At 52.8% G+C, this 25,111-nt stretch carries 20 protein-coding genes and 1 pseudogene; 16 read left to right on the forward strand and 5 right to left on the reverse strand.

Annotation, left to right across the window (positions count from 1 at the left end; genetic code table 11):
* The first annotated feature begins 79 nt into the window (after nucleotides 1–79).
* From V4U84_RS17885 to V4U84_RS17920, 8 genes are all read left to right on the forward strand, one after another.
* Nucleotides 80–430, forward strand: coding sequence for a zinc ribbon domain-containing protein YjdM (locus tag V4U84_RS17885; protein WP_334074184.1), 351 nt, complete (start codon nucleotides 80–82; stop codon nucleotides 428–430).
* Nucleotides 431–872: 442 nt separating this feature from the next.
* Nucleotides 873–3,152 carry a helix-turn-helix domain-containing protein gene (locus V4U84_RS17890; protein WP_334074185.1) on the forward strand — a complete coding sequence of 760 codons (2,280 nt, stop codon included), beginning with the start codon at nucleotides 873–875 and terminating at the stop codon, nucleotides 3,150–3,152.
* Between the two features lie 578 nt (nucleotides 3,153–3,730).
* Complete coding sequence (locus V4U84_RS17895; RefSeq protein ID WP_334074186.1) at nucleotides 3,731–5,344, forward strand: ABC transporter substrate-binding protein; 1,614 nt, start codon at nucleotides 3,731–3,733, stop codon at nucleotides 5,342–5,344.
* Nucleotides 5,345–5,356: 12 nt separating this feature from the next.
* Nucleotides 5,357–6,268: an ABC transporter permease gene (locus V4U84_RS17900; RefSeq protein WP_334074187.1), complete on the forward strand. Its 912-nt coding sequence runs from the start codon at nucleotides 5,357–5,359 to the stop codon at nucleotides 6,266–6,268.
* A 33-nt stretch (nucleotides 6,269–6,301) separates the two neighbouring features.
* Nucleotides 6,302–7,228 carry a carbohydrate ABC transporter permease gene (locus tag V4U84_RS17905; protein WP_334074188.1) on the forward strand — a complete coding sequence of 309 codons (927 nt, stop codon included), beginning with the start codon at nucleotides 6,302–6,304 and terminating at the stop codon, nucleotides 7,226–7,228.
* A gap of 64 nt (nucleotides 7,229–7,292) precedes the next feature.
* Entirely contained in the window at nucleotides 7,293–7,445 is a 153-nt protein-coding gene (locus tag V4U84_RS17910; RefSeq protein WP_334074189.1) for a hypothetical protein, read from the forward strand.
* A 437-nt stretch (nucleotides 7,446–7,882) separates the two neighbouring features.
* The gene (locus V4U84_RS17915; protein ID WP_334077631.1) at nucleotides 7,883–8,866 is read left to right on the forward strand and encodes a VanZ family protein; all 984 of its coding nucleotides are present in this window, start codon (nucleotides 7,883–7,885) and stop codon (nucleotides 8,864–8,866) included.
* 89 nt (nucleotides 8,867–8,955) lie between these two features.
* Nucleotides 8,956–10,347: an ABC transporter substrate-binding protein gene (locus V4U84_RS17920; RefSeq protein ID WP_334077632.1), complete on the forward strand. Its 1,392-nt coding sequence runs from the start codon at nucleotides 8,956–8,958 to the stop codon at nucleotides 10,345–10,347.
* A gap of 88 nt (nucleotides 10,348–10,435) precedes the next feature.
* Here the strand turns inward: V4U84_RS17920 and V4U84_RS17925 are convergent, their stop codons facing one another.
* Complete coding sequence (locus tag V4U84_RS17925) at nucleotides 10,436–12,235, reverse strand: right-handed parallel beta-helix repeat-containing protein (RefSeq protein WP_334077633.1); 1,800 nt, start codon at nucleotides 12,233–12,235, stop codon at nucleotides 10,436–10,438.
* Nucleotides 12,236–12,444: 209 nt separating this feature from the next.
* Here V4U84_RS17925 and V4U84_RS17930 point away from each other — a divergent pair, with 209 nt between their 5' ends.
* The 4 genes from V4U84_RS17930 to V4U84_RS17945 are packed head-to-tail and all read left to right on the forward strand — an operon-like array spanning nucleotide 12,445 to nucleotide 16,022.
* Nucleotides 12,445–13,167 (forward strand): PspA/IM30 family protein, encoded by a 723-nt coding sequence (locus tag V4U84_RS17930; protein ID WP_334074193.1) that lies wholly within the window; start codon nucleotides 12,445–12,447, stop codon nucleotides 13,165–13,167.
* A gap of 28 nt (nucleotides 13,168–13,195) precedes the next feature.
* On the forward strand, nucleotides 13,196–14,227 hold the full coding sequence (locus V4U84_RS17935; protein WP_334074364.1) for a TFIIB-type zinc ribbon-containing protein: 1,032 nt from the start codon (nucleotides 13,196–13,198) through the stop codon (nucleotides 14,225–14,227).
* Nucleotides 14,228–14,235: 8 nt separating this feature from the next.
* Nucleotides 14,236–15,021, forward strand: a complete 786-nt coding sequence (locus tag V4U84_RS17940; RefSeq protein WP_416367269.1) for a TPM domain-containing protein — start codon at nucleotides 14,236–14,238, stop codon at nucleotides 15,019–15,021.
* 17 nt (nucleotides 15,022–15,038) lie between these two features.
* Complete coding sequence (locus V4U84_RS17945; protein WP_334074194.1) at nucleotides 15,039–16,022, forward strand: SPFH domain-containing protein; 984 nt, start codon at nucleotides 15,039–15,041, stop codon at nucleotides 16,020–16,022.
* Nucleotides 16,023–16,566: 544 nt separating this feature from the next.
* On the opposite strand, the gene V4U84_RS17950 is transcribed toward V4U84_RS17945, so the two are convergent.
* Nucleotides 16,567–17,061 (reverse strand): hypothetical protein, encoded by a 495-nt coding sequence (locus V4U84_RS17950; protein WP_334077634.1) that lies wholly within the window; start codon nucleotides 17,059–17,061, stop codon nucleotides 16,567–16,569.
* Nucleotides 17,062–17,655: 594 nt separating this feature from the next.
* Here V4U84_RS17950 and V4U84_RS17955 point away from each other — a divergent pair.
* The 4 genes and pseudogenes from V4U84_RS17955 to V4U84_RS17970 all read left to right on the forward strand — a co-directional run bounded on the left by V4U84_RS17955 (nucleotide 17,656) and on the right by V4U84_RS17970 (nucleotide 21,676).
* A complete protein-coding gene (locus V4U84_RS17955; protein ID WP_334074196.1) occupies nucleotides 17,656–18,828 on the forward strand; it encodes a DUF5050 domain-containing protein in 1,173 nt (390 codons plus the stop codon).
* A 125-nt stretch (nucleotides 18,829–18,953) separates the two neighbouring features.
* Nucleotides 18,954–19,106, forward strand: a pseudogene (locus tag V4U84_RS17960) (B12-binding domain-containing protein); the annotation flags it as partial.
* Entirely contained in the window at nucleotides 19,107–19,565 is a 459-nt protein-coding gene (locus V4U84_RS17965; protein WP_334077691.1) for a cobalamin B12-binding domain-containing protein, read from the forward strand.
* A 5-nt stretch (nucleotides 19,566–19,570) separates the two neighbouring features.
* Complete coding sequence (locus V4U84_RS17970; protein ID WP_334077635.1) at nucleotides 19,571–21,676, forward strand: ATP-binding protein; 2,106 nt, start codon at nucleotides 19,571–19,573, stop codon at nucleotides 21,674–21,676.
* A gap of 81 nt (nucleotides 21,677–21,757) precedes the next feature.
* Here the strand turns inward: V4U84_RS17970 and fba are convergent, their stop codons facing one another.
* From fba to iolC, 3 genes are all read right to left on the reverse strand, one after another.
* Entirely contained in the window at nucleotides 21,758–22,621 is an 864-nt protein-coding gene (gene fba / locus V4U84_RS17975; protein WP_334074199.1) for a class II fructose-1,6-bisphosphate aldolase, read from the reverse strand.
* 73 nt (nucleotides 22,622–22,694) lie between these two features.
* Nucleotides 22,695–24,029 carry a gluconate:H+ symporter gene (locus V4U84_RS17980; RefSeq protein WP_334074200.1) on the reverse strand — a complete coding sequence of 445 codons (1,335 nt, stop codon included), beginning with the start codon at nucleotides 24,027–24,029 and terminating at the stop codon, nucleotides 22,695–22,697.
* Nucleotides 24,030–24,116: 87 nt separating this feature from the next.
* Nucleotides 24,117–25,100, reverse strand: coding sequence for a 5-dehydro-2-deoxygluconokinase (gene iolC, locus V4U84_RS17985; protein ID WP_334074201.1), 984 nt, complete (start codon nucleotides 25,098–25,100; stop codon nucleotides 24,117–24,119).
* Nucleotides 25,101–25,111: the final 11 nt, after the last annotated feature.

Genomic DNA, 25,111 nt, shown 5'->3' on the forward strand with positions numbered 1-25,111 from the left:
GAGGAACACCCTCCGGGGCTCTTTCTTTTTCCGCATATGATACAATTGCAATATATTAAATAGGATTGGAGAACATAAAATGTCTAATTTGCCTAATTGCCCGCAGTGCGGATCGGAATATACCTATGAGGACGGTAGTCTATTGGTTTGTCCGGAGTGTGCCCATGAGTGGATGCCCGGGTCCGAGAGCGGGACGGAGCCGGTTGAGGGCGCCAAAACGGTCAAGGATGCCAACGGAAACGTGCTGCAGGATGGCGACTCGGTAACGATTACCAAGGATTTGAAGGTGAAGGGGAGCTCGTCCGTTTTGAAAATAGGAACGAAGGTCAAGAGTATCCGGCTGATCGAGGACGGAGACCACAACATCGATTGCAAAATCGACGGATTCGGGGCGATGAAGCTTAAATCGGAGTTTGTGAAGAAGGTCTAAAGTGGGGAATTTAACCGCTTGGAAGGCAGGGGACGCGGGGCGCGGCCCTTGTTTTTTTTGTGAATTGAATTGAATTTGCGGGAATCCTTCCCGTTAATTTAGTAAAATGTGTCCTTTGAGCAAATGCCGGAATGGTAACGGACACAGGAGCTGCTATTTCGCGTAAAATTGCCGTTTCCCGATTATAACGGAAATCATAGCGCCTATTTTCCGCAATCACACCTCAAATGGCCGCATTTTGGCAAAATAGCAGCTACTATTACCGTTAAAAACTGAAATCGGTATTTTATGCAGTTATAGCGGCTATTATTTCCGCAAGCCATGGGGATGGACCACAGTTTGAGTTCACGCCCGGAAGAACTGAATTCACTCTATTGCCAATCCCCCGCCTCAACGTTACGATAAAAAAAGCTGACAGTTGGAATAGGAAGGTGGGACCGGATTGGGAAGAAACAAGGTGAATTTGCTGACAAAGCTGTTGATTTCTTATCTGCTCGTACTGCTGTTTCCGGTGATGATTCTGTTGTTTTATTACTATCCGTACTCGGCAGAGGTCGTGAAGCAGAAGGAGCTGGACTGGAACGCCCATATTACGGAGCAGTTCATGACTTCCATGGATACGTTCACGCGCTATGTCTATAATCTGCCGTTCGAGCTGGTGCAGAACCGCGAGTTTCGAATGTACCGGGCGGAAGAGAGTGACTATCAGCGGGTGCTGATTGCCAATGAAATGAAAAAATACAACGCGACCGATGCTTTTATCTACAACACCTTGCTGTACGTAAAGAACATCGGTTATTTGTTCTCCAAAACTGGAAGCGCATACATGATGGAGGATATGGCGAAGCCGGGAATCGGCTTTTACTACGAAAACTGGCCGTACGAGGATTTGGCGGAGACGCTGAATACGCTGGACTCCCCTGTCGTCCGGCCCGTGGAGGATGTGATCATTCCGGGGCATAACCGCGTGCGGATGCTGACTTTCCTGCAACCGCTGCCGGTCGGCGGCTCCCACTCCCCCGGCGCGGTGCTGATTATGGTGCGGGAGGATACGATTCTCCGCATGATGAAATCGGTTTCCGAAACGTACCGCGGGGAGTTTTTTATTTTTGACGGGCAGGGAAAACCGCTGGTGGCCTCAAACGGGTCGCTGTACCGCAGCTCGGACGACCTGTCCCGGCTGGTGGACCGGATGGGCCAGGCGTCAGGCCTCGTATCCGGCATCCACAAGATCAACGGCGTTTCCTACCTCATTTCCGCGACGGTTTCGGAGAAAAACGGCTGGAAGTACGTCAGTATGCTCCCGGAATCGGCAACCTTGCAGGACATACGCGCGATTCAATGGAACACGGCGCTCCTGGTCGGACTGATTCTTTTGCTGGAAGTGATCGTAATCTACATTTCGATCCGCAAAAACTACCACCCGATCAAACGGTTGGTCGAGTTTGCTACGGGGCTTTTTGAACCGGGAGCCTCGAGGTCGATGAACGAAATCGAGACGATCCGCTATACCCTGGACGGACTGTCCGCGGCCAACAGCCGGCTGGACGAGGAAGTCAAGGGAACGCTTCCCTACCTGCGGGACAATGTGCTGCTCGAGCTGGTGAACGGCCATTTCACGGCCTGGGAGGATTTTGAACGGGAGGCGTCCCGGGCGGGAATTGTCCTGAATGGCCCCAGCCTGACGGTAGCCGTCCTCTCCTGCGAAGCCGAGCGGGGCGGGGAGACGAACCGGGTGCTTGAGTTTTGTAAAACCCGGGAGTCCGAGCTGCCCGAAGCGATCCGGGGGTATTTTTTCAAAAGTATGTATCATCACGAAATCATCCTGGTCTGCTCGCATGAAGCGGGCGTTCCGGCGAAAGCGCATTTGGCGCAGCTGCAGGAGGCGCTCCAGGCCGAAATCCGGGAGAGGACCCTCGTCGGGATCGGTAGTCCGGCGGAAGCCCGCTGTCCCCACGGGGCGCACGTTTCCTATTTGCAGGCGCTGCGGACGGTGGAGCAACTGCGGCTCCGCGGCACTTCCCGCATCCTCTGCTTTGAGGAGATCGAGGTGTCATCGTCCGGAACGGTCTCTTATTTCGCCGAACTGCTGCAGTCCCTGGAATTGTCGATTCTGAAAAATGAAGCCGCCCAAGTAGAATCGCTGGTCGAGCGCATCATCGGTTATATAAGCGGGGAGGGGCTGTCCCCGCACATGCTGCGCAGCATCTATTTGAACACGGCCAGCGTGATTTTTAACGGGCTGCAGCGCTTCCGGGATGACGATCAGCGCTTGCTGCGCCTGACGGATGCCGCCTTTCAGCCGCGCTATACGCTGGAGCAAATGACGGGGATTCTGCGGGAGAGCAGCGCCAAGCTCTGCGAGATGATTCGGGAGACGCTGCCGGCGTCCGCCCGCTCGGCCACCCGGGAGGAAATCCTTGCGGTCCTTGAAGCGAAGAGCCTGGACCCGAACTGCTCCTTGCAGCTGATGGCCGACCATTTCGGGATGTCGGTTTCAAATTTCAGCCACCATTTCAAAAAAACGGTGGGGCAGAACTTCAAGGAAACCCTCGACCGCCTCCGGATCCAGAAGTCCGTGCAACTGCTTCGGGAGAGCGAGGAAACGTTGGATTCGATCTCTGCCCGGGTCGGTTTCACCAATACCTCGAGTTTTATCCGAACCTTCAAAAAAATCGTGGGCACCACTCCCGGGCAATACCGCCAAACTCATAAGAACTGAGTCCCGGCGCGTTATCCAACCTATCATCTTCCACCCGGGCCGCAGAATCCACGCTCAAGGAAGAACTGCCTAGCGGGAGCCCGATGGCTTCACGGAATGGCTGATCTTAAATTCAAATCTAATAACCCGGAGGGTGATCCGCATTCGTCGTAGGAGGCTGGGAGACCCAAATAACGGGAAAACCTCCCTTTATTTGGGTCCTATGCGGCTGTAGAGGCAAATTAGCTGGAAAACCTCCCGCTAATGCGCCTGAAACTAGGCTATTTCGGCGGTTTGGCCGCGAAATAGATGGAGCTTTTCCAGCTAAATCGGATTCAGGGACCCGGAGAGGAAAATTAACCGGAGTTTTTCCCGTTAATAAGGAGTTAAGTGGAGTAGAACGTTCATTTTTTGAAGATCCACAAAATTTGAATCTTCCGCCATTATTAAGCGCTTTCAAAAAGTGTGAACCGCCGGAAAACTGCCCGTATACGCGGCCCGGAACCTCCCGTTACAGTCATAGGTGCCGGCTTAAGCCAGGCGAAACTGTGGCAGCGATCCAATCGATGTGCCCAAATCCAACGTGTGGAGGTAGAGAAATGCGGAAAAAGGTAACCGTTTTCACGTCGCTCGTCATCATCATGGCCATGCTGTTGTCCGGGTGCGGTTCGGGGGGAGAGAGCAAGGAATCCGCGGAGGCATCCGGGGAGGCGTCGGGTGAAAAGGTGAAGCTGACGGCGATCATGACCAAGCATCCGCTCACCAAGCCGCTGAAGGAAATGGAGTGGCTCCAGCAGGTGGAGGAAGCCGCGGGGGTAGAGATCGAATGGCAAGAGATCACGTCCGACTGGGGGCAAAAGAAAGGAACGATGCTGGCCAGCGGCGATATTCCGGATCTGTTCATCGGACCGAATGTCATTACGGATGCCGATTTCGCCCAGTTCCAGGGGTTGTTCCAGGATCTGTCCACGATGCTGGATCAGGCGCCGAACGTGCAGAACATGTTCAAGGAAAAGCCGGAGACCAAGCTCATCGCCACCCAGCCCGACGGAAAGATCTACGGTCTCCCGAAGTATCAGCGCTTCTGGCCTTCGTCCGCCCAACGACAGTACATCAACCAAAAGTGGCTGGATGAACTGGGCCTCGCCATGCCGACGACCTGGGATGAGCTGTATGAAGTGCTCGTCGCTTTCAAGGAGAAGGATGCCAACGGCAACGGGGATCCGAACGATGAAATCCCGATGGATTGGCCGGGCGGCATCGGCGGCTACTTCAATCCGGCAGTGCTGCTCGGCAGCATGGGCGTCACCCTCTCCGACGGGAACGCGGAGGGCTACTTCGTCGAGGGCGGCCAGGTGAAGAATTTTCTGATCGATGACCGCTACAAAATGATGGTCGCCTTCCTGAACAAACTGTACAAGGCCGGCTTAATCAATAAGGAAGTGTTTACCCATGATTATACGAAGTTCCAGTCTGTCGCCCGCGGCGAGGGAGATATCGCAAAGGTCGGGTTCACCTGGGGCTGGGTGGCCTCGGACCGCTTCGGGGAACAGCTTGCCCCGCAGTATGTGTCCATGTCCCCGCTGAAGGTCTCCGCCGATTATACCGGGAAGCTGAGCTGGAGCTACGACCATTACAACCTGAACTACGGCGTGAACCATATCGTGATGTCGGCCAAAACCAAGCATAAGGAAGCGGCCATGCGGTTTATTAACGAATTATACGATCCAAAGGTGGGCATGCAGGTGCTGTTCGGTTCCATCGGCCCGAATATCAAGGATAACGGAGACGGCAGCTATACCGTTCTGCCTCCGGCCAAGGCGGAGATGGACCCGGGAACCTGGAAATGGACGTCCACGATGGCGGACCACGGCGCTTTTTATATCCCGGATTCCCTGAAGTTAACGCTCGGCAAAGATATGCAGGAAGTGCTCGCGCAGTCCGAACCTTTGAAAGAGGCGCAGAAGGTCGATTTGGACAACGACATCTTCCCGGCTTTGTTTATCAAATACTCCACGATGGATAACAACATCCTTAGTTTGAACAATACAAACGTGATGAATCTGGCCGATTCCAGCTTCGCGAAATGGGTAACCAAAGGCGGAATCGAGGCGGAATGGGACGCTTACGTGAAGGAGGCCCAAAAGGCCGGCATCACTCAGAACCTCGAAATCATGCAGAAATACTACGAGGAATACAAAAGCAAGCAGTAAGGGGGAGATGTTATGCCGTCCCGCAAAGGACTTCAGGTTCTGAAACGCGACTACCAGCTGTGGATTATGATCCTGCCCGCCATTATCGTGATTCTGATGTTCAACTATATTCCGATGTACGGGATTCAGCTGGCTTTTCGCGATTATGACTTCAGCAAAGGGCTGACCGGCGGCGAATGGCGGGGGCTGGCGTACTTTCAACAGTTTATCGACAGCTACCTGTTCACCGATTTGATGCGAAACACATTTATGATCAGTCTGGCCAGTATCGTGCTCGGCTTTCCGGCTCCCATTGTTCTGGCGCTTATCTTAAACCAAATCCGGCGCAAAAAAATGAAGCAGCTCATGCAGACGACGGTGTATCTGCCGCATTTTATTTCGGTCATCGTGCTCGTGGGGATGCTGAACGTGCTGCTGTCCTCCGAAACCGGGGTGGTCGGGCATTTCATGAAATCGATCGGGCTGGGCCATATCAATCTGCTGGCGTCCACCTCCACGTTCATCCCGGTCTATGTGCTGTCCGATATTTGGCAGCATTGCGGCTGGAACAGCATCATCTATCTCGCCGCGCTGTCCTCGGTCGATCCCCAGCTTTACGACGCGGCCAAAATCGACGGAGCCAGCCGGTGGCAGACGATCCGCTACGTCGATATTCCGGCGCTCGTACCGACGATTATCATTCTGTTCATCCTCAGTATGGGCAACATTCTCAGCACCGGATTCGAGAAAATATTCCTGATGCAGAACTCGCTGAACCTTCCGGTCTCCGAGGTGATCGCCACCTACGTGTACAAGATCGGGATCGTCTCCAACCAGTTCAGCCTGGCCTCGGCGATCGGCCTGTTCAATACGCAGATTAACTTCGTGTTCCTGTTCGCCATGAACACGATTTCCAAACGGGCCTCGCAGACCAGCCTCTTCTAAAAATGATAAACCGTGTGAAAGGAGGGACCGGCTATGGAGCTGACCAGAACGCGGGCGGGCAAAGCGTTAAACGGACCGCGGACCGGAGGTAAAGACCTCGTCTTTAAAGTGGTGCTCGGGTTCATCTGTACCGTCATCTTTTTGCTGATCGTATATCCGCTGTACTTTATCGTTATCGCCTCTTTCAGCGATTCAACCCTCGTCTCGACGGGCAAGGTGTTGTTCTATCCGAAAGGGATCAGCTTCTTCGGATACCAGGAGATTTTCAAGGATGCCCGGATTTGGACGGGTTACCGCAACACGGTGTTCTACACGTTATTCGGGACGCTGGTCAACATGGTGTTTACGATGCCGGCCGCTTACGTGCTGTCCCGGCGCGAATTTCGGGCGAGACGGGTGATCATGTTTCTTTTCGTGGTGACGATGTTCTTTAACGGGGGCTTGATCCCGACTTATTTGCTGATGAAAGACCTGCATATGACCAACACGATCTGGGTCTTTATTCTTCCGTTCTGCGTGAACGTGTTTTATCTGATTATCGCCCGCACATTTTTTGAAAATTCGCTGCCGCAGGAGCTGCATGAAGCGGCGGTCATCGACGGCTGCTCCCATTTCACCTTTTTCTTCAAGGTGGCCCTGCCGCTATCCAAGGCGCTGATTTCCGTGATCGGCCTCTACTATTTGGTCGGGCATTGGAACGATTTCTTTACGGCCTTGATTTACATTCGGGACAATGAACTGCAGCCGCTGCAGATCATATTGCGGGACATCCTGCTGTCCAACCAGGTGTTTGCCGGCGGGGCGGGCACCGGCGGTGACGGCGGGGGCTACGCGCAGCGGTATGCCGACCAGATCAAGTACGGCGTGATTATCGTCTCCACGCTGCCGATATTGATCATCTATCCGTTTATTCAGAAGTATTTTGAGAAAGGCGTGATGATCGGGTCCATTAAGGGATGAGGCGGATTGCATAAAAACCTGGCTTATTACAAAAACTGGTCAAAAACGGCCAGGAGGGTGCGCGATGAAACAGGATTATGTGTTTACCGACTTGGAAAAGAAGGAACACTTGATTCAGGAAATCCGAAATCTGGAGGAAAAACTGGAACAATCGACGGGGGAAAAAGTCAATCTGATCGCTTACTCCGAGAAAAAGGCGGATACGGAAGCCGAATGAATGCCGCCCCTGTCCCGGAAGGACCCAACTTTAGAGGTTGGGTTCTTTTTTTATGGCTAGTGCCCCATCAGACATCCAAATCCGTACTAAGCCCACGGCCATCAAGGCGCCGAGCGCACTTCCAACACTTCCAACTCCAAAAAGATGCAAATCTGCAGGTATTTAGGCCGATCCACGAGGGGATTCGAAAAAAGATGCAAATCTGCAGGAATTTCTAGTGATTTTAGAGAACCGAGCCGGTTTCGCCGAAAATTCCTGCAGAATCGCAGGAATTTTGAAATTTTGGCCCCGAACAAGAAAAAAACATGCAGATATGCAGGAATTCTATGTTATCAAGGTTGTCTGACGGGGTACTAGTGTAACTAAATATTCAAAATAAACGTTTTTTTGATGAAACTATATGAATAGATTTCAAAATAAGGAAAGGTGTGACAAGCGTGGACCTCAAGTTGAGCGAAAACCGGGAGAGTAACCCTGAAAAATCAGGAGGCAGCAGGTTATTGATCTTCCTATTTTACTTGATTTTTATTGCCTATGCTTTCATTGCTATTAAAGTTATTTTGTTTAAGACCATTCCTTTTTCCGCACTGTTCCATTCAGGGGTCATGTCAGCATTAAGAAGTATTAATATCATTCCATTACATACGATTATAGAATTTCTTACAAGTGAGAACATGGACATGGGGAGGGCTTTGGCGAATATCGGAGGGAATGTAGCGATATTTGTTCCTTTGGGGATTTTTGTGGCTTATGCCGCACACAACAAGCCGCTTCGCATTTCACTTCTTTACCTGCTGCTGACCTCATTTGCGCTTGAAGTGATTCAGTATGTGTTGGCTTTGGGCAGCAGCGACATCGATGATATTTTATTGAATTTTGCTGGCGGGGCTATAGGTGTCGGTATATATAAATGGTTCCGCAAAACAACGTCCTCCCGGAATCAATTCTTGATGTCTCTTATTGGTTTCTTCTTGGTTACAGGACTCTTGGGGGGCGCCGCGATTAGGATGATTGCTCCCGATTTGCTGCCTTTCTCATCGGCTAAGGTCGAATTTATTTATGAAAATGAGGAGGTAATGGCGGGATGGGATGAAGCAAAGGCAGACTTGGTTGGAGATTTGGCAGGTGTGGAAACAAATAAAATAACAGTCTATATGAATCCTAAATCTGTGCGAACAACTGGGGAAAAAGAAACGGACGATGAGTATGTTCATATCCAAATCAATGCCTCAACCCAAATATTTGCCAGTTATATTTCCTCCAAGGAAAATACCGTCATCAGCAAGTATGAAGAAATAACAGGTTCCGATATATCCTCTTTGTTAGAAACCGGGGATCCCGCTCCCTCGGTTAGGGTTTGGCTATCCAACGAAGATAAGCAGGTGGCTGAAGCGGTTCTCATTAGTACTTTGAAGGAATAGACGGATTACTTTCTACATTTTAGGTAACAATTCTTCCTCTAAAACGTGAAACAATCGGCAGTAAAATAAACGTTGTTTTGGAGGTCAGGATGAGAAGTAAATGGCTACATAAGGCCCTACTGTTACTTTTATGCGGTGTCGTGTTTGGGGGGTGCTCCGGTGCTCCCGCCAAGGAAACGGAGCAGCGCTCCAGTTTCAAAATCATGTATATGGACGATATAAACGAATCGACTTTCTTCCAACAATATTGCGATTTGTTTGCGATGAAACATCCCAACATCGACATTGAAGTGGTCAGCCCGTTTAGTATTTTCAGGGAGGAGGTTCAGGATTACAACAAAGCGTTCGCGGACCTCGTGGAGAAGGAACAGCCGGATGTAGTATTGTTGCGAATGGACACTTACGAGAAATTCGCCGCGGAAGGCAAATTGCTGGACCTCGATACTTTGATTAAACGCGACAAATACGATCTCAAGGGCATTTATCCGGCGCTGATCGAGATTCTTAAGAAGAAAGGCGGCGGCAAGCTGTACGGCTTATCTCCTTCTTTTTACGGTAACGCCCTCTTCTATAATGCGGATCTGTTCGCTAAATACGGCGTCGAAGTGCCGCATGACGGAATGACATGGCAGGAAATCATTGACACGGCCCGGCGGTTTCCGACCGAAGGCGACGAGAAGACCCGTGTCTACGGATTTGGCAGCGACTACGGCATGTCTCTGGAGAGTCTTGCATCGGCCATCGCAGGTACCCAGGGTTTAAAATCTATCAATACGGATACGATGAAAATCACGCTGAATACGGATTCCTGGAAGCAGGCCTATAAACTGGCCAAGACTGCGGTCGATTCGGGTACGATCTACAATCCTCAGGATGGCGGGTTCCAGGGCGGAACGATCGAAGCGTATTACCAGAGCCAGCCTTTTTTGATAGGACGTATGGCCATGACAACCGGCAGCGCGTATTTGTTGCGCAGCATGAAAGAAGCCAAAAGCACACTAAAGGATTACAAACCTTTTCAAGTCGGCGTCGTCGCGGGGCCGGTCGATCCGGCCGAACCCGAAACAACCCGGGATATCGACATTAATGAAATTTTTACCATCCGCGCGGACTCGCCGAATCTGGATGCCGCTTGGGAGTTCCTGAAATTTGTGAACGGGGAACAATACGCCAAAGTTAAATCGAGATCGTTGAATAACGGTTTTTTGTCCCAGATGGGGATAGCGAAGGAATATGACGGCGTAAACCTGGACGTGTTCTACAAATTGAAACCGAATTTGGACGTTGGAAGTCCGCTGGAAATCATTAAAATTCCCCGCGATTTCTACGCTCAATACCAACCGATCGTGGACCGTGAGCTGAAATTGGTCGAGGAGAAGAAGAAATCCATTGAGGAGGCGCTGCGGACGATTGAGCAGGAAGGGCAGGTTGTATTGGATAAGGCGGTAAAAGATGAGGCCGCCAAGAAGAGCGGAGAGTAGGGCGATAACGGCTTCGGAGGCTGTGATCATCGGGGAGGCTGTCGAGGAGGACTCGACAGCCTCTTAGGGTTTCAGAACTGGTATGTCTTTACTCAATCACCGTATTGCCGGTATTGAGATCCGTCTTTTCATTCAATTTCAAACTGCCCTTGAACGCCAGATTGTTCACTACTTTGGTGGACTGCGACTTCTCTGTGACGATCGAGCCGGATAAGGCAAAATTCGATCTGGATCCAATCGAATTTTGCGCGACGAGGGCATCCATGGTGTTCAACAATAGGATGCCGTAACCGCCGTCCGCCGTTCTATTGTAGGTGATCCGGTTACCGGCAATTTCGCCGCGCTCTCCCCCGTCCAGTTGAATCGCCGCCGTTACGCCTGTGCTGTCCGCAATCTCGTTGTCCGTGATCTTGACGCTTCTTTCGGCGGCGCTGGCTCCGTAAATGGCGATATTGCGGGCCCCGCGGATATAGTTGGATTTGATGGCGACATCGCTGTTTTTATCGAAGCTGATCGTGTACGCCGACTGTCCCGTATAACCGGTGCAATCGATATGATTGCCTTCCGCCAACACCTGCGTGCCTGTTCCGCGGTTCGTGATTTGAATGCCGCCCTTGCACCGGCTGAATACATTCCCCCGCAAAACGACTTCCTGGGACTTGTCCACCTCCATGCCGTACCTGTCCGACTGGTAGGCCTTGTTGTTCAAAAGTTGAACATCCTTGCTGTTGTCAACCTTGTATGCCAGGCCTTGGCTGCGGTGAACGGCATTATCCGCAACCAGTACATTTTCCGCATCCCATACGCCGATGCCCGTACCGCTCGTGTTGCCCAAATGGGAAATCGTATTTCCCGTAACGACGACGTCTTTCCCGCGGGCGTCGATGCCGCTGCTGAAGCCTTTGATGCTGTTACCGACAATCGTTACGTTGTTCCCGTCGAGTCCGTTCGACACCTTCTGTCCGGCAATGGCGACTCTGGCGTTATCCGTCCGCAGCAGCACATTGTTGCTGATGACGGTATCCGTGCCGTTGCCGTAGGAAATCGTATTGTCGGCATGGTTGCCGTCAATGATCACTTCGTAACCGTTAAAGCTCAGTATGGACGATTCGGCGTTGCCGCGAAATACATTCCCCCGGACCACGACTTTTCGCGGCTCCTCGTAATCGATATCGCCTTCACCGTATCCTTCGATATCGATACCGGCCCATGGCTTGGTGCCTTTTACGGTGCCCGCGTTCGTAATTTCATTATTTTCGACAAAGACGCCTTCCCCGCCCGTAATCGAAATATTGTTCCGGCGCGCTCCGTCCAGCGAGCAATTTCGGATGGATACCTTCTCCGGCTTGTCATAGTCGGGGTCCACCCCCAAGAGGCCCACCGGACCGAGTAAAATACAGTCCCCGGTGCATTTGCGGATCTTCATGTTTTCGATCACGATGTTTTTGCCTCCGTGTACATAAATCCCCAGCCCCCATTCTTGTGACGATTTGGGAAGCTTGCTGAAATCATGCTGGTCCAGGTCGCCCGTAATGATTCCGCCTGAAATCGTGACATTCTCCACTTTGCGAAGATAAATGCAGGAATACCCCTTGGAACTGTTCGGTTCGACCTTCAACTCCGCCTCGTGATCCAGGGCAAGCTTCATGTGGGACGGTACGTGGATCCCCGCACCTTTCTCCGGGGACGTCGGATAGGCGGTTCCGACACCTTGAATCAAATAGGTTCCTTTCGGAATGAAAACTTCGGGATACCCGGCATTCTTTGCATAGGCGATCGCTTGGTTCAGCCCGTCCGTTGTTTTCAAGGCATCGGTGCCATCCGTCCGAAGCCCCCATGCCGAAGGATCGATAATGTAACAGTTTGTCTTTTTTTGTTCGTTTTCCATAGATTAGTCTCCCATCCGTATTTTTTTCGGTTTACAGATACGGCAAGATCTGTACAACCTAAGGATAGCAAGGCCAAAATCAAGCTAACGGTCAATTGCTGGACAAGCGGCGGACAGAAATGGGGCTCTTCTTTTATCCCCTCGTTTGAAACCAATCTCGTCCATTTGTTGTATTATTAAATAAACTAATCATCGAAGGAGGGACGGATATGGGGATTTTGTCGAGGTTTCGGGACGTGATGACGGCGAATATTGGCGGTTTGCTGGAGAGATCGGAGGATCCGGAGAAAACGGTCGAGGCATGCCTGCGCCAAATGAACCGCGATTTGGGACAGATTAAAGCGGAAACGGCCTCGGTGCTGGCGGAAGAAGGCCGGGCAAAGGGGGAGCTGGAGGAGTGCGCCGAAGAGGTGCGCAAGTTGCAGCGGTACGCGGAGAAAGCGGTGGCGTCGGGCGACGAATCGGGAGCGTTGAAGTTTCTGGAGCGCAAGGTCGAGCGGGCGGAAAGGCTTCACGGATTGCAGTCGGCCTATGACCAGGCGGCCGATCACGCGGCAAAGATGAAGCAAATGCAGGATAAGCTTGCCGCGGATGTAAGCAAACTGGAGGCGCGGCGCACCGAATTGCGCGCAAGGCTGGCGGAAGCCGAGACGCTGCGGCGGAAAGACGGCTCCGGCGGAGCGGGCGAGGCCCTTCGCGCGCTGGAGACCAAGGCAGACCAGGCTCTGAACGAAGCGGAGGCGCTGGCCGAGCTGCGGGCGGGGACGCGGGAGGACGATCTGGATGAACTGATCGCGCAATTGGAACAGGGGACGGAAGCGTCAGTGCCCGGAGGGCCGAAGACGATTGTCCGGGCCGGGGGCAAGGCGGAAATGAACCCCGAAGACGAGCTTGCGGCGATCAAAGCGAGAATGAACAAGAAGGAATCCTGATTTCTTCCTGATGATTGAGGTGAGGCAAATGCCGGTGATTGAATACAAATGTCCGAACTGCGGCGGCGGCATGGGTTTTGACAGCGGGACGGGGATGTTGTCCTGTCCAAGCTGCGGCAGAAAAGACGATATCGGGCAGATTCCCGATCCGCTGAAGCAGCAGGTGTTCACGGAGGACGAGGTGAGGGAGTATCACTGCGAGAGCTGCGGGGCCGTGATCGTTACCGAGCCGGAGACGAGCGCAACCCGCTGTTCTTTCTGCGGTTCGGCCGTGGTGCTCAGCGACCGCTTGACCGGGAAGCTGGCCCCGGCGCAGGTGATCCCTTTTGCCGTAAGCAAGGAGGAGGCGATGGCCGCCTTCAAGAAGTGGTGCCGGAAAGGGCGGCTCACCCCGAAGGGCTTTATGACCGCGGATCGGGTTCAGGGCATTACGGGCGTCTATGTTCCGTTTTGGCTGTATGATCTGCATAACGACATCGATGTCCAAGGCCACGGGACAAAGGTGAGAAGCTACACCAGAGGAGACTACAGATATACGGAAACGGAGCATTACGAGATTTACCGAAAAATCCGCCTTGATTACGTCCGCCTGCCGATCGACGCCTCGGCGAAGATGAACGATGAGCTGATGGATAAATTGGAGCCTTTTCCTTACGACCGGCTCAAGCCTTTCAAGACTCCCTATCTGGCCGGATACATAGCCGAAAAATACAGTTATACCGATGAGGACCTCACCCCGCGGGCCAAGGAAAAGACGGCGCCTTACATGGAATCGTATATTGCCTCGACCGTTTCGGGATATACGTCGGTGGACCTCTCCGAAAAACAGATCCGTACGCAGGTAAAACGGGCCGATTACGTCCTGCTTCCGGTCTGGATGGTCTATTACGACTACAACCGGAAGCCGTATGTCTTTGCCATGAACGGGCAGACGGGCAAGGTCGTCGGCAAGCCCCCGATCAGCAAGGCGAAGGTGGCGGCATGGTTTGCCGGGATTTCCGGCATCTCCTTCCTGTCGTTGAAGCTGGTGGCCTGGATGATGGGGGGAGGATTTCTGTGAACAAGGGGATTAAGCGAATTTGGCTTGCAGCCGCGATAGGGCTGATTGTTTTTTGCTTCATCGTTCCCGGGATGGCCCAGAAGGCGGTAGCGTCTGCGGATATAAAAAGACTGATTTATGACGATGCCCATTTGTTGGACCAGGCCGACTCCGATGAGCTGGACGCCATGGCGAGGGAGTACGGGGCCAAACATGAGATCGAAATTATCATTCTTACGACCGAAAATCCGGAGAATCAGGATGTTGTGAAAATCACCGAGGATTTTTACGATAAAGAGGCCCCGGGATATGATAAAGCCCATGGAAATACAGTCATGCTGACCATGGATATGAGAAACCGGGACATTTATTTGGCCGGATTCTATAAGGGCGAGGAATATTTTGATGATGAACGGCTGGACCGGATTCGGGAAAAAATCGCGCCTTTGTTGTCGGCAGGGGAGTATCGGCAGGCGTTCGAAACCTTTATAAAAACGGTGGACCGGTATATGAAATATAAGCCGGGCGTCAATCCGGACAATATATTGTTCAGCCTCTGGTTCCAATTGGGCGCGGCGTTGGCGATCGGCGGTATCGCCGTCGGCATGATGGTTTATCGCTCGGGCGGCCGCGTGACGGTGAACGGCGGTACTTACGAAGACGCCGGGAACTCGGGCGTGCTTCAGCGCGAAGACCGGTATATCCGGACAACGGTGACGAAACGGAAAATCGAGAAAAGCAGCAGCAGCTCGGGCGGCGGAGGCGGCACCACAAGCGGCGGTCATTCGCACAGCGGCAGCCGGGGATCATTTTAGCGAAAGGGATGAGGAGAATGAGTTTTTTTAGAAATCAATTTTCGAATGTCGTGGAATGGGAAGAGTTTCGCGATGATATGATTTTCTGGAAGTGGAATAACCCCGAAATCAAAAAAGGAAGCAAATTGATCATTCGTCCCGGCCAGGACGCCATCTTTATCAACAACGGCAAGATCGAGGGGATTTTTAAAGATGAGGGCGAATTTCAGATCGAGTCGGACATCATCCCTTTTTTATCGACATTAAAAGGGTTCAAGTTCATGTTTAACAGCGGGATGCGGGTGGAAGTGCTGTTCGTCAACACCAAGGAGTTCACCGTGAAATGGGGGACGCAAAACCCGATCCTGATCCCGACGCCCCAGCTTCCTGGCGGAATGCCGATCCGCGCCAATGGGACGTTCAATTTTAAAGTGAACGACTATGTGACATTGATCGACAAGGTGGCCGGCGTCAAGCAAACTTACCTGGTGGAAGACGTGAAAATCCGGATTACTTCGGCACTGAACCAATTGCTCATGAAGTGGATTGGCCGGGAGGGCAAGGATATGTTCAATCTTCAGGCCAACAGCATGGAAATCGCGCGCGGCATTCGTGAAGACCTGGACATGGAGGTGATAGGCGACGGGCTGACCATTACCGGGTTCCAGGTGATGAGTTTCAATTATCCGCAGGAAATTCAGGATATGATCACCAAGGTCGCCTCCCAGGGGATGATCGGCAACCTGACCCAATACCAGCAGGTCAGCATGACGGACGGCATCGCTTCCGGAAGAGTGCAGGGCGGCGGCGCGGCCGCGGATATGGCGGGGATGATGATGGGCATGAACCTGGCCGGCGAGATGATGAAAAACCTGAGCCAGAACCCGGCCGCGGGGCAACATCCGAATACGATCGCGGGCGCTGCGGGAAATGCCGCCGCCCGTCCCAACTTCTGCCCGAACTGCGGCACGAAGAACGAGGGGGCGAATTTTTGCCCCAATTGCGGTCAGAAGCTGGGATAAAGTGAGGGCGAGTACGATAGTGTAGAGCGGGGACCCCCAACCGATACAGGTTGGGGATTTTTTGATTGAGATGGGCTTCGACCGGTGGCGCCTTAACTCGTTCTAACGGAAATAGCAGCCGCTATTTCGGCATATGCGGCAGAAGTCATATTTTAACGGAAGCAGTAGCGCCTATTTGGCTCTGTGGCGGTCTTTTCTAGGACAATCCAGGGAAATAGGCGCTATTACGTCCGTTAAAATTTCCAAAAAGCGTTTTTTAGAGAAATAGCGGCTATGATTTCCGTTAAACGGTATTCACTGCAAAATTTGCAGAGTGCGCTGTTTTCCCTTAATTACCGCGACAGATAGCTAAGAATCCGCTTTTGGGATTTCAGGTCTTTTGGCCGTTTAGGGTCCTTTTACTGTCTTCGGAAAATATAGACTGCATTTTCCCCGGATGGGGGCAGAAGGAAAGAAGATAGCCGTTCGTTCAACTCCATCGTGAAGCTTTTGGCATCTGCATAAGCCTCGAAATCTCCCGTGACCGCCGGATTTCTGGTTCCGATTACAATGTAGATTTCGCCGGATTTCGTTTGAAAGACATGCTTTTCATATGGGTTTCGGGGCACCGGCCAGGAGTATGGAATAGCCGGAGGGAGACCGGTTTTCGCTCAAACCCTTGTTTAAATAACAGCTTCTGCAGCAGCGTCCCATCCCATAGGTTAAATCTCAAGGTACCGGAAAGCTGCTCCAAGGTGGCGGCGAAGCTTAATTGTTCCATGTAGGAGATGGCCAGTCTGGCTTTGATCACATGGTGAAGGAAGGCCCGAACGGTTTTTTCATTCATTCCGCTTTTGTGAATCTGTTGGCTGGCCATTTTGGCTAGCGCTGTATACTTAGCAATAACCGAATCCGCAAAATCCGAGGCATTCTGATTTCTCAGCTTCCTCAGTTCATCCAACACCTCCTTTTGATATTCGGGAAATAGGCGTTTTAAGGCTTCCGGACTTAATTCGTTGGTTATAATTTTTTGAGCGATCTCTTTACTTAAACTCCTCATAGAGATCTCCAAATTGTGGAAAATGTCTAAATTTGTCTAGTATTATAGCAGGTTGTTATCATTCAGAAAGTTACAAATTTTGCATGAACCAGGACAGGAGTTTTCCTAAGCCGCTATATTAGGTTGAACTATTGATTTGCATATTAGACAGCGGTGTAAAGGTTTTTTTACACTCTTGAACTGCACCTGAATGTTTGGTTTGAATTAAAGGGAGTTCTTCCCGTTAATTTGGTACGTATGCGGCTGCAGAGGCGAATTAGCTGGAAAAACTCCCGTTAATTCGCCTGAAATGGTGTATTTGGGCAATAGGGCCGCGAAATAGATGGAGCTTTTCCAGCTAAATCTGATTGAAAAGCCAAGAGCGGTACATTAACAGGATATTTTCCCGTTAATGACGTAGATTCCGACGGTGGGACTCTATATCTACAATTGTGGATGTTGACAACGCAGTTCCGAAACCCTATCACATCCTTGCCCAACTCCAATTTTTTAGTTCAACCTGTATAGGGAGGATTTTTTTCCTTTTGCTCGAAATGACAAGGGTGTATCATGGAGGGTGGGAATAACACCCATATTAAAGGAGGGAATTGATAGTTGTTCAAAAAATTTTGCCTTATCGCGATCATGCTCTGCGTCTGCTTGAGCGCGCTTCCCGCAGCGGCGGAGGAAAACGCTGGAGGCGGAACCCAGGAGACTGTCGCGGGGGGAGACAGCTCCACGCAGGACGGATCCGCGGAGCAAAAGCAGGGCTCGCTGCCGAAGGTGGTTTACACTGGGGGGCGGGAGATCCTGACCGTCTACCCGGACGGGACAATTGAGAGCAAGGACGTGAACTCTGAGGGAACGCCGCGTATGATCACTCCTGTGGCGGAAAGTGACGGTTATTTTTATACCGCCGGGTCCGTTTTTGACGCGTATCGAGTTCAGAAGATCGGGATGGACGGCGAGGCGGAAAACTATGATTTCGATCCCAACGCCGGCATGTATCTACAGTTTGCGCAGGACGGCTACCAGTATTACAATGCCAAAGGTTATATCGTCAGGGTAAATGAAAAGAATATGTCCGACCGGAAGACCTTGGCGAAAGGACAGCTCCATTCAATAGAAGGAACGTATATCCGGAACAATGAGGTCTGGTTTACGGATGTAGACGGGGATTATGCGATTTATAAACTGTCGAACGGCAAGAAAACGAAACTGTCCTCAAATGATTCTTATATCAAACATGTCAACAACGGCTGGATCTATTATCAATACTACGAAAATAATCGCTGGGCCCTCTACCGGATGACGCTGAACGGCACCCATAAGAACAAGCTGTCGGGCGACGCTGATGTAGCCAAGATATATATTGCCAACAACAAAATTTATTATCTGGATAACCGCTCCAAGGCACTGCGCGAAATGAACCTGGACGGTACCGGTAAACGGGCGATTTGCAAGCTTCGTACCGATGGCGTGGACATTTTCGCGGCGGAACAAGGCAAACTTTACTTTACGGAAGAACAGCATCCCGGCAAGTCGAATCAGCAACTGTACCTGGCGGATCTCAAGACCGGCAAGAAAAAGCTGCTGGTCAATATTCCCCTGGGGTTTGATTACGGTTGGGTACGGATCAAAAATGTGGAGCCTATAGGCGATTATGTGGCATATTCCGTGGCCAACGAAGTGTTTGTGACGAAGCAGGGCGGTACGAGCCCCAAAAAAGTGGCGACCTTGGGAGGTGCCGGGGCCGGCAGAGATTTGCTGCACTATAAAGTAAATTGATTTTGGGGCAAAAGACACCATGACACCCTCATGGTGTTTTTTGCGTCCGTTTTTTAGCTAATTTCGCCGGCGTATCGCTCTTATCCTCGTTCATGCGCTTTCATTAGTCCTCTTCCTAGGGCAGGATGCACTTTTGCGGCTTTCGGCACTATAGTATACTGATTGGCAGGAATAGGATAATTTTTCAACCCGCTCAGTATGAGATTGGCAGGCTGTGGCAGCTAAACCGGATCTCGGTGGCGCAGGAGCATTATTTTACGGCCGCGACACAGGCGATTATGTCACAGCTTTACCCTTATATTTTTACTTCTTCGCGGCGCGGGTATCGGCTGGTTGCCGCCTGCGTCGGTGAGGAGTTGCACGAGATCGGACTGCGTATGGTGTCCGACATCTTTGAATTAAACGGCTGGGAAACGTTCTATATCGGTGCGAACGTGCCTTTCGCTTCGGTGATCCGTACGGTCATCGAAAGGAAGGCGGATGTACTGGCTCTGTCGGCGACCCTGACTTATCATGTGAGCCTTGTCCGGAAGTTGATCGGAGAGATCCGGGTCAATGAAGCTGAAGCATGCCGGAAGGTCAAAATATTGGTCGGCGGCATGCCCTTCAACATCGACCCGGAGCTTTGGCGCAGCGTCGGTGCCGACGGCTATGCCAGGGATGCAAGAACGGCGATCGAGGCAGCGTACGGGCTGCTCGGTGGCCGGGAGTCTGCCGAATTAGGCGAGGAGGCTTGATACGGATGGAACGAGAGGAGTGCATCACTTCGCTGCTATGCACCGTTTCCGGCACAATCATCAAGATCAACCGGGATGACTTCGGCCTGTTTGAAAGGTCCGGAAGCAGCCTGATCGGAACGAGTATTTTCGCGATGATGGACGAGTCGAAGGATTCCGCGTTTAGCGGTTTAGTGGAGCAGGCCCAAAACGGTCAGCCGGTTTTGAACGGGCGGATCTATTTTAAACGGGGAGGACGTCTCGAACTTTTTTATGTCGACGGCGGTATGTTGGATGAGCAACTGCTGCTTGTGGCATCGGACCGGGCTATGGATTCGTCCTGCTTTGTTCGTGAAATGTTAAAGGTAAGCGACGAGCAGTTAAAGGCGCTGCGCGAAACGAACGAGAAGCTGGGCCGGGAGATGGCGCGCAAACTGGAGCAGGAAATGAGAACCTTCGACGAGTTCTCCGCCATGAACAATGAATTGGTCTCCCTGCAGCGGAAACTGGCGAAAACAAACATCGAGCTGAAAGCGGCCAAGGAAAAGGCGGAGAGCGCCGATCGAACCAAAAGCCTCTTCCTGGCGACCATGAGCCACGAAATCCGCACGCCGATGAACGGCATCATCGCCACCGCCGAGCTGCTGGCGGATTCGCGGTTGGATGACGAGCAGCACAAATCGGTTTCGATCATTATGGATTCCGGAAACTTGCTGCTCAATATTATCAACGACATCCTGGATTTGTCCAAAATTGAGGCCGGTCAAATGAAGCTGGATCAAGTCCCTTTCGAACTGCCGGAGCTCGCGGAAAATGTGGTCAAACTGCTGGGCAGCCGGGCGGAGGAGCAGCGCAACGAAATAAAAGTGTTTATCGACCCGCAGGTGGCGGCCGGCCTTCAGGGCGACCCGAACCGGATGCGGCAAATTCTGCTCAATTTGGCGGGGAATGCGGTAAAGTTTACTTACGAGGGACAGGTCGAGATTCGGGTGTTTTTGCTGGAGGACAGCGGGAATCGGCAGCGACTGCGGTTTGAGGTCAAGGATACCGGCATCGGGATTTCCAAGGAGAACGCGGAGCGGTTGTTTCAGCCGTTTTATCAAATCGCCAACAGCTTTTCGGCGAAGTTCAGTTCTACCGGGCTCGGGCTTTCGATCACCAAGCAGTTGGTGGAAATGATGGGCGGAACGATCGGCGTCCAGAGTATGCCCGACGTAGGCTCCACCTTTTGGTTTGAAATCGGGCTGGAGAAATCCGCGGCGCCGCTGACCGGTACGGACAAGCCGGGAAGCGGACAACCCCCTCGGCGCATGGAAGGCAAAGATTTGGACACTTTGATCTTACTGGCGGAAGACAATGTGATTAACCAGCACATCACTACGCTGCAGCTCAAAAAGCTCGGCTTCGAGCGCATTCTGATCGCCGGGGACGGTGAGGAAGCGGTCCGGATGTGGCGTGAGCGCAGACCGGGCTTCATCCTTATGGACAATAAAATGCCGGTGCTGGACGGCTTTGAGGCCTCAAGGCGCATTCGGGAGGCCGAACAAGCGGAGGGAGGGCATGTGCCCATCATCTCCATTACGGCCGACGCCATGCAGGGGGACCGGGAGCGCTGCCTGGAGGCCGGGATGGACGATTATATCACGAAGCCCGTTCATTTGGAGATGCTTCAGGCGGTGTTGGCGCGGTTTCTTCCCGAGGTGCGCGGAGAGGAAGCGGCGGATCGCTTGACGGCAGACCTTCCCGATGCGGAGATTCTGCTGAATCGGAAAACGATAGAGGACATTGCCCCGCCGCCATGGGATGAGCAGGACCGGAGTATGCTGGGTGGCCTGTTTGAGATGTATCTGACGGATACGGCGGTCAAACTGGACGAACTGCGGGCCGTGCTTGATGGACAAGAAGATATGGCCGGCCCCCTGGAACAAATCGCCCACAATATTAAATCGGCGAGCATCAGTGTGGGAATGGTCGAGGTGGCGCGGATTCTGGCCGAGATCGAGCGGCTGGCCCGCGATGGGAACGTGGAAGCCGCAAGGTCGCGGTGGGGACGGCTGGAACGGGTGTATCGGCAATCCTGCCAGGCGTTTCGCGAATGGATCGGCGGCGAGAATATGAAGGTCATAAGTTAGCCGAATAGCGATTCCCATCTCAACGGGAAAAAAGCTCAAGCGCTTCAGTTTCATGAACAGCGCTTGAGCTTTTTTAAGTGTCTATCCTGCTTCAACTTTTCCCACGGATCCGAGATCGGCCATGAGATCTTTGACCTTGGAGATCAAAGCTTCCTTGGCGGGCGCCATAATGACTTTAGGCTCCACCACGGAAGGGTTGAACAGCAGCATTGTCCGCACGGAGGTGGCCCATGCCGTAATCAGTTCAGTGTTGTAATTCACTTTGGCGTGCCCGAGCTCGATGGCCCTCCGCAATTGGGGAACGGGGATGCCGGAGGCGCCGTGAAGCACCAGGGGGATGCGAACGGCCTCGGCGATCTCCTGCATTTCCCGGAAACCGAGCTGGGGCTCGCCCTGATATTTGCCGTGGACGGAACCGAGCGCCGCGGCCAGAGCGTCCACCCCGGTCTCCGCCACCAGCATCTTGCATTCGTTCAAATCCGCGTAAGAAATACCGCCGACGAGTCCATCCTCCATGCCGCCGACCGTCCCGACCTCGGCTTCAACGGACACGCCATGTTCATGGGCGTATTGGACGACCTCTTTCGTATTGCGGATATTATCGGCAATAGGTCCGTGGGAGCCGTCGTACATCACCGAACTGAATCCCGCGTCGATCGCCTGCCTGCAGCGGGAGACGGAGGAGCCGTGATCCAGGTGAAGGGCCACGGGAACGGTGATTTGCTGCTGCTCCATAATGGAGCAGACCATCGCTTGGACCGTCCTGAAGCCGCCGAGGTAATCGATCAGGCGGTCCGACGCCGCCAGAATGACCGGCGATTTTGTTTCTTCGGCCGCTTGCAGAATGGCCTGCACCCACAAGAGACCGTTGATGTTAAACTGGCCGACGGCATATGTGCCGTCCAGGGCCTTCCTCAGCATGGATGTCATGGAGATTAGAGCCATGGTTGATCTTCCTCTCTATCCGGTTTCTAGATTTCATAAGCGATAGCCGTGTTCCGCTTCACGGTTCTCTTTCTTACATGAACAAGCTTAGAAGCATGACGCATCCCAGTCCGGTTACGGACAGCACCGTCGTCAGCAGGGTCCAGGTTTGGAACGTCTGCTTCATGCTGAGCCCGAAGTATTCCTTGATCATCCAGAAGCCGGCGTCATTGACATGGCAGGCGATGACGCTGCCTGCGCCCGTAGCCAGCACCATGAGCGCGGGATCTACCGTCCCGGCCACCATCATAGGCGCTACCAGACCGGCGGTCGTCAAAGCGGCCACCGTGGCCGAGCCTAAACACAGCCGGAGAATCGCGGCGATGATCCAGGCGACCAGCAGCGGCGACATATTGGAGTTGCTGAACAAGGTGGCGACATAGTCCCCGACGCCTCCATCCACCAGCACCTGCTTAAAGGCGCCGCCCCCGCCGATAATCAGCAGCATCATGGCGATTTGGGCAATCGACTTGGATAGCGATTCGCCCACTTCCTTCATGGAGATGCCGCGCGAGCGTCCCATGGTGTAAATGGCGAGCAGCAGGGAAATCAGCATGGATGTTCCCGGGTTCCCGATGAAGACCACGATTTCCTTCAGGGTATTGTCGGCCGGGAAAATCAGCGTATAGAGGGTGGACAGCCCCATAAAAATCACCGGAAAGAGCGAGGTCAACACGCTGATTCCGAATCCCGGGGTTTCCTCAAGCTTGAACGCCTTCCGCTCGCCAAGCGCGCTGATGTTTCCGGCTTTTTCGTAGGCGGTCGGGAAAAACTTCATCGCAAACTTGTTGAACAGCGGGCCGGCCACAATGGTCGTCGGAATCCCGACCAGAATGCCCAGCAGCAAAACTTGGCCGATATTGGCGTTGTAGGCGACCGAGATCGCCGTCGGGCCGGGGTGAGGCGGCAGGAAGGCATGCGTGACATTAAGCGCCGCCGCCATCGGGATCCCGAGGTACAGGAACGGCATTTTCAGTTCTTTGGCGATGGCATATACGATCGGAATGAGCAGAACCAGGCCCACCTCAAAAAAGAGGGCGATCCCGATAATAAATGAAGCGATCACAACTGCAATTTGAATGCGCTTTCTACCGAAGCGGTCGATCAAGGTGATGGCAATCCGGTAACCGCCCCCGGCATCGGACACCAGCTTGCCCAGCATGGCGCCAATCCCGAAGACCAGGGCGAGATGGCCGAGTTGACCGCCGATTCCTTTCTCGACGGTGGAGATGATCTGCGACAAATCCATACCCAGGCAGACCGCCACAATAACGGAGGTAATGACCAAGGAAATAAAGGTGTTTAACTTCAGCTTCATGATCATGAACAACAACAGCAGTACGCCGATGGCTACAATTAGAATTGGCATGGGGTTGCCTCCTAGATAGTCTGTCTGGAATGAGGTTTAAAGGTTTAAGCGCTTTCTAAAACTCCGACCATGATACGCCGCCGCCCCTTAGCCGGATAATCCGGCTTGGGCTGTGATCAGCGCTTCAATCTCGGAAACGGTCGGCATCGCCTCCGAGGAGCTGTGCTTGCTGACGACGATAGCGGCGGAAGCACTGCCATACTGCAGGGCGGTTTGAATATCTTTTCCGGACATCAGCGCGTAAAGGAAAGCCGAAGCGTAGGAATCGCCGGCACCGAAGGTTTTGAGCACTTTGCTTCGGTAAGCCTTGCCGCGGTACACCTCGCCAGTCTTCGTATAGGCATAGGAGCCGTCAACCCCATGCTTGATGACGATAAGCCGGGCTTGATGTTTGAACAAATGACCGACGGTCTGTTCATTGTTACCCTTGCAGCTGTCCATCATATCGAACTCGTCGCGGGTTCCGATAATCACCTGGGCCTGCTCGGCCACCAGGGAGTAGTAAATCGAAGTTTCACGAGGCGACTTCCATGTGTAGCCCCGATAATCCAGTTCAAAAATGATCTCGACCTCGTGCTGTTTCGCATAGGCGATCGCCTGAAACACCGCCTCGCGGGAAGGGCTTTGAGCCAGTGCCGTTCCCGAAACCAGCAGGGCCTTGGCCTGCCGGACATAATCCTCGTCTACTTCTTCGGGGCGCAGGTATAGATCGGCCGCTCCCTCGCGGTACATCAGAATGCTGCACTCCTCGGGGCTCTTGATCTCCGTAAATGCCAGCCCGGCCTTATGCCCTTCCTGATCGACGACCATATGGGAGGTGTCTACCCCGGCGCCTTCCATAAATTTTCGGATAAACCGCCCGTGCTGATCATCCGGAATTTTGCCGATGAATCCGGCTTTCAGGCCGAGTTTGGCGCTTCCGATCGCGATATTGGCGGGAGAACCGCCGACATATTTGGAGAAGGTCAGCGTTTCTTCCATGGGCCGGTTATACTCCACCGCGTTCAGGTCAATGCAGGCGCGCCCGATGGCAATCACATCGTACGCTTTGGATGCTATGGATTGTTGCATGTCGTTCGTCC

This window comes from Paenibacillus sanfengchensis (assembly GCF_036864765.1).
Lineage (GTDB): Bacteria > Bacillota > Bacilli > Paenibacillales > Paenibacillaceae > Fontibacillus > Fontibacillus sanfengchensis.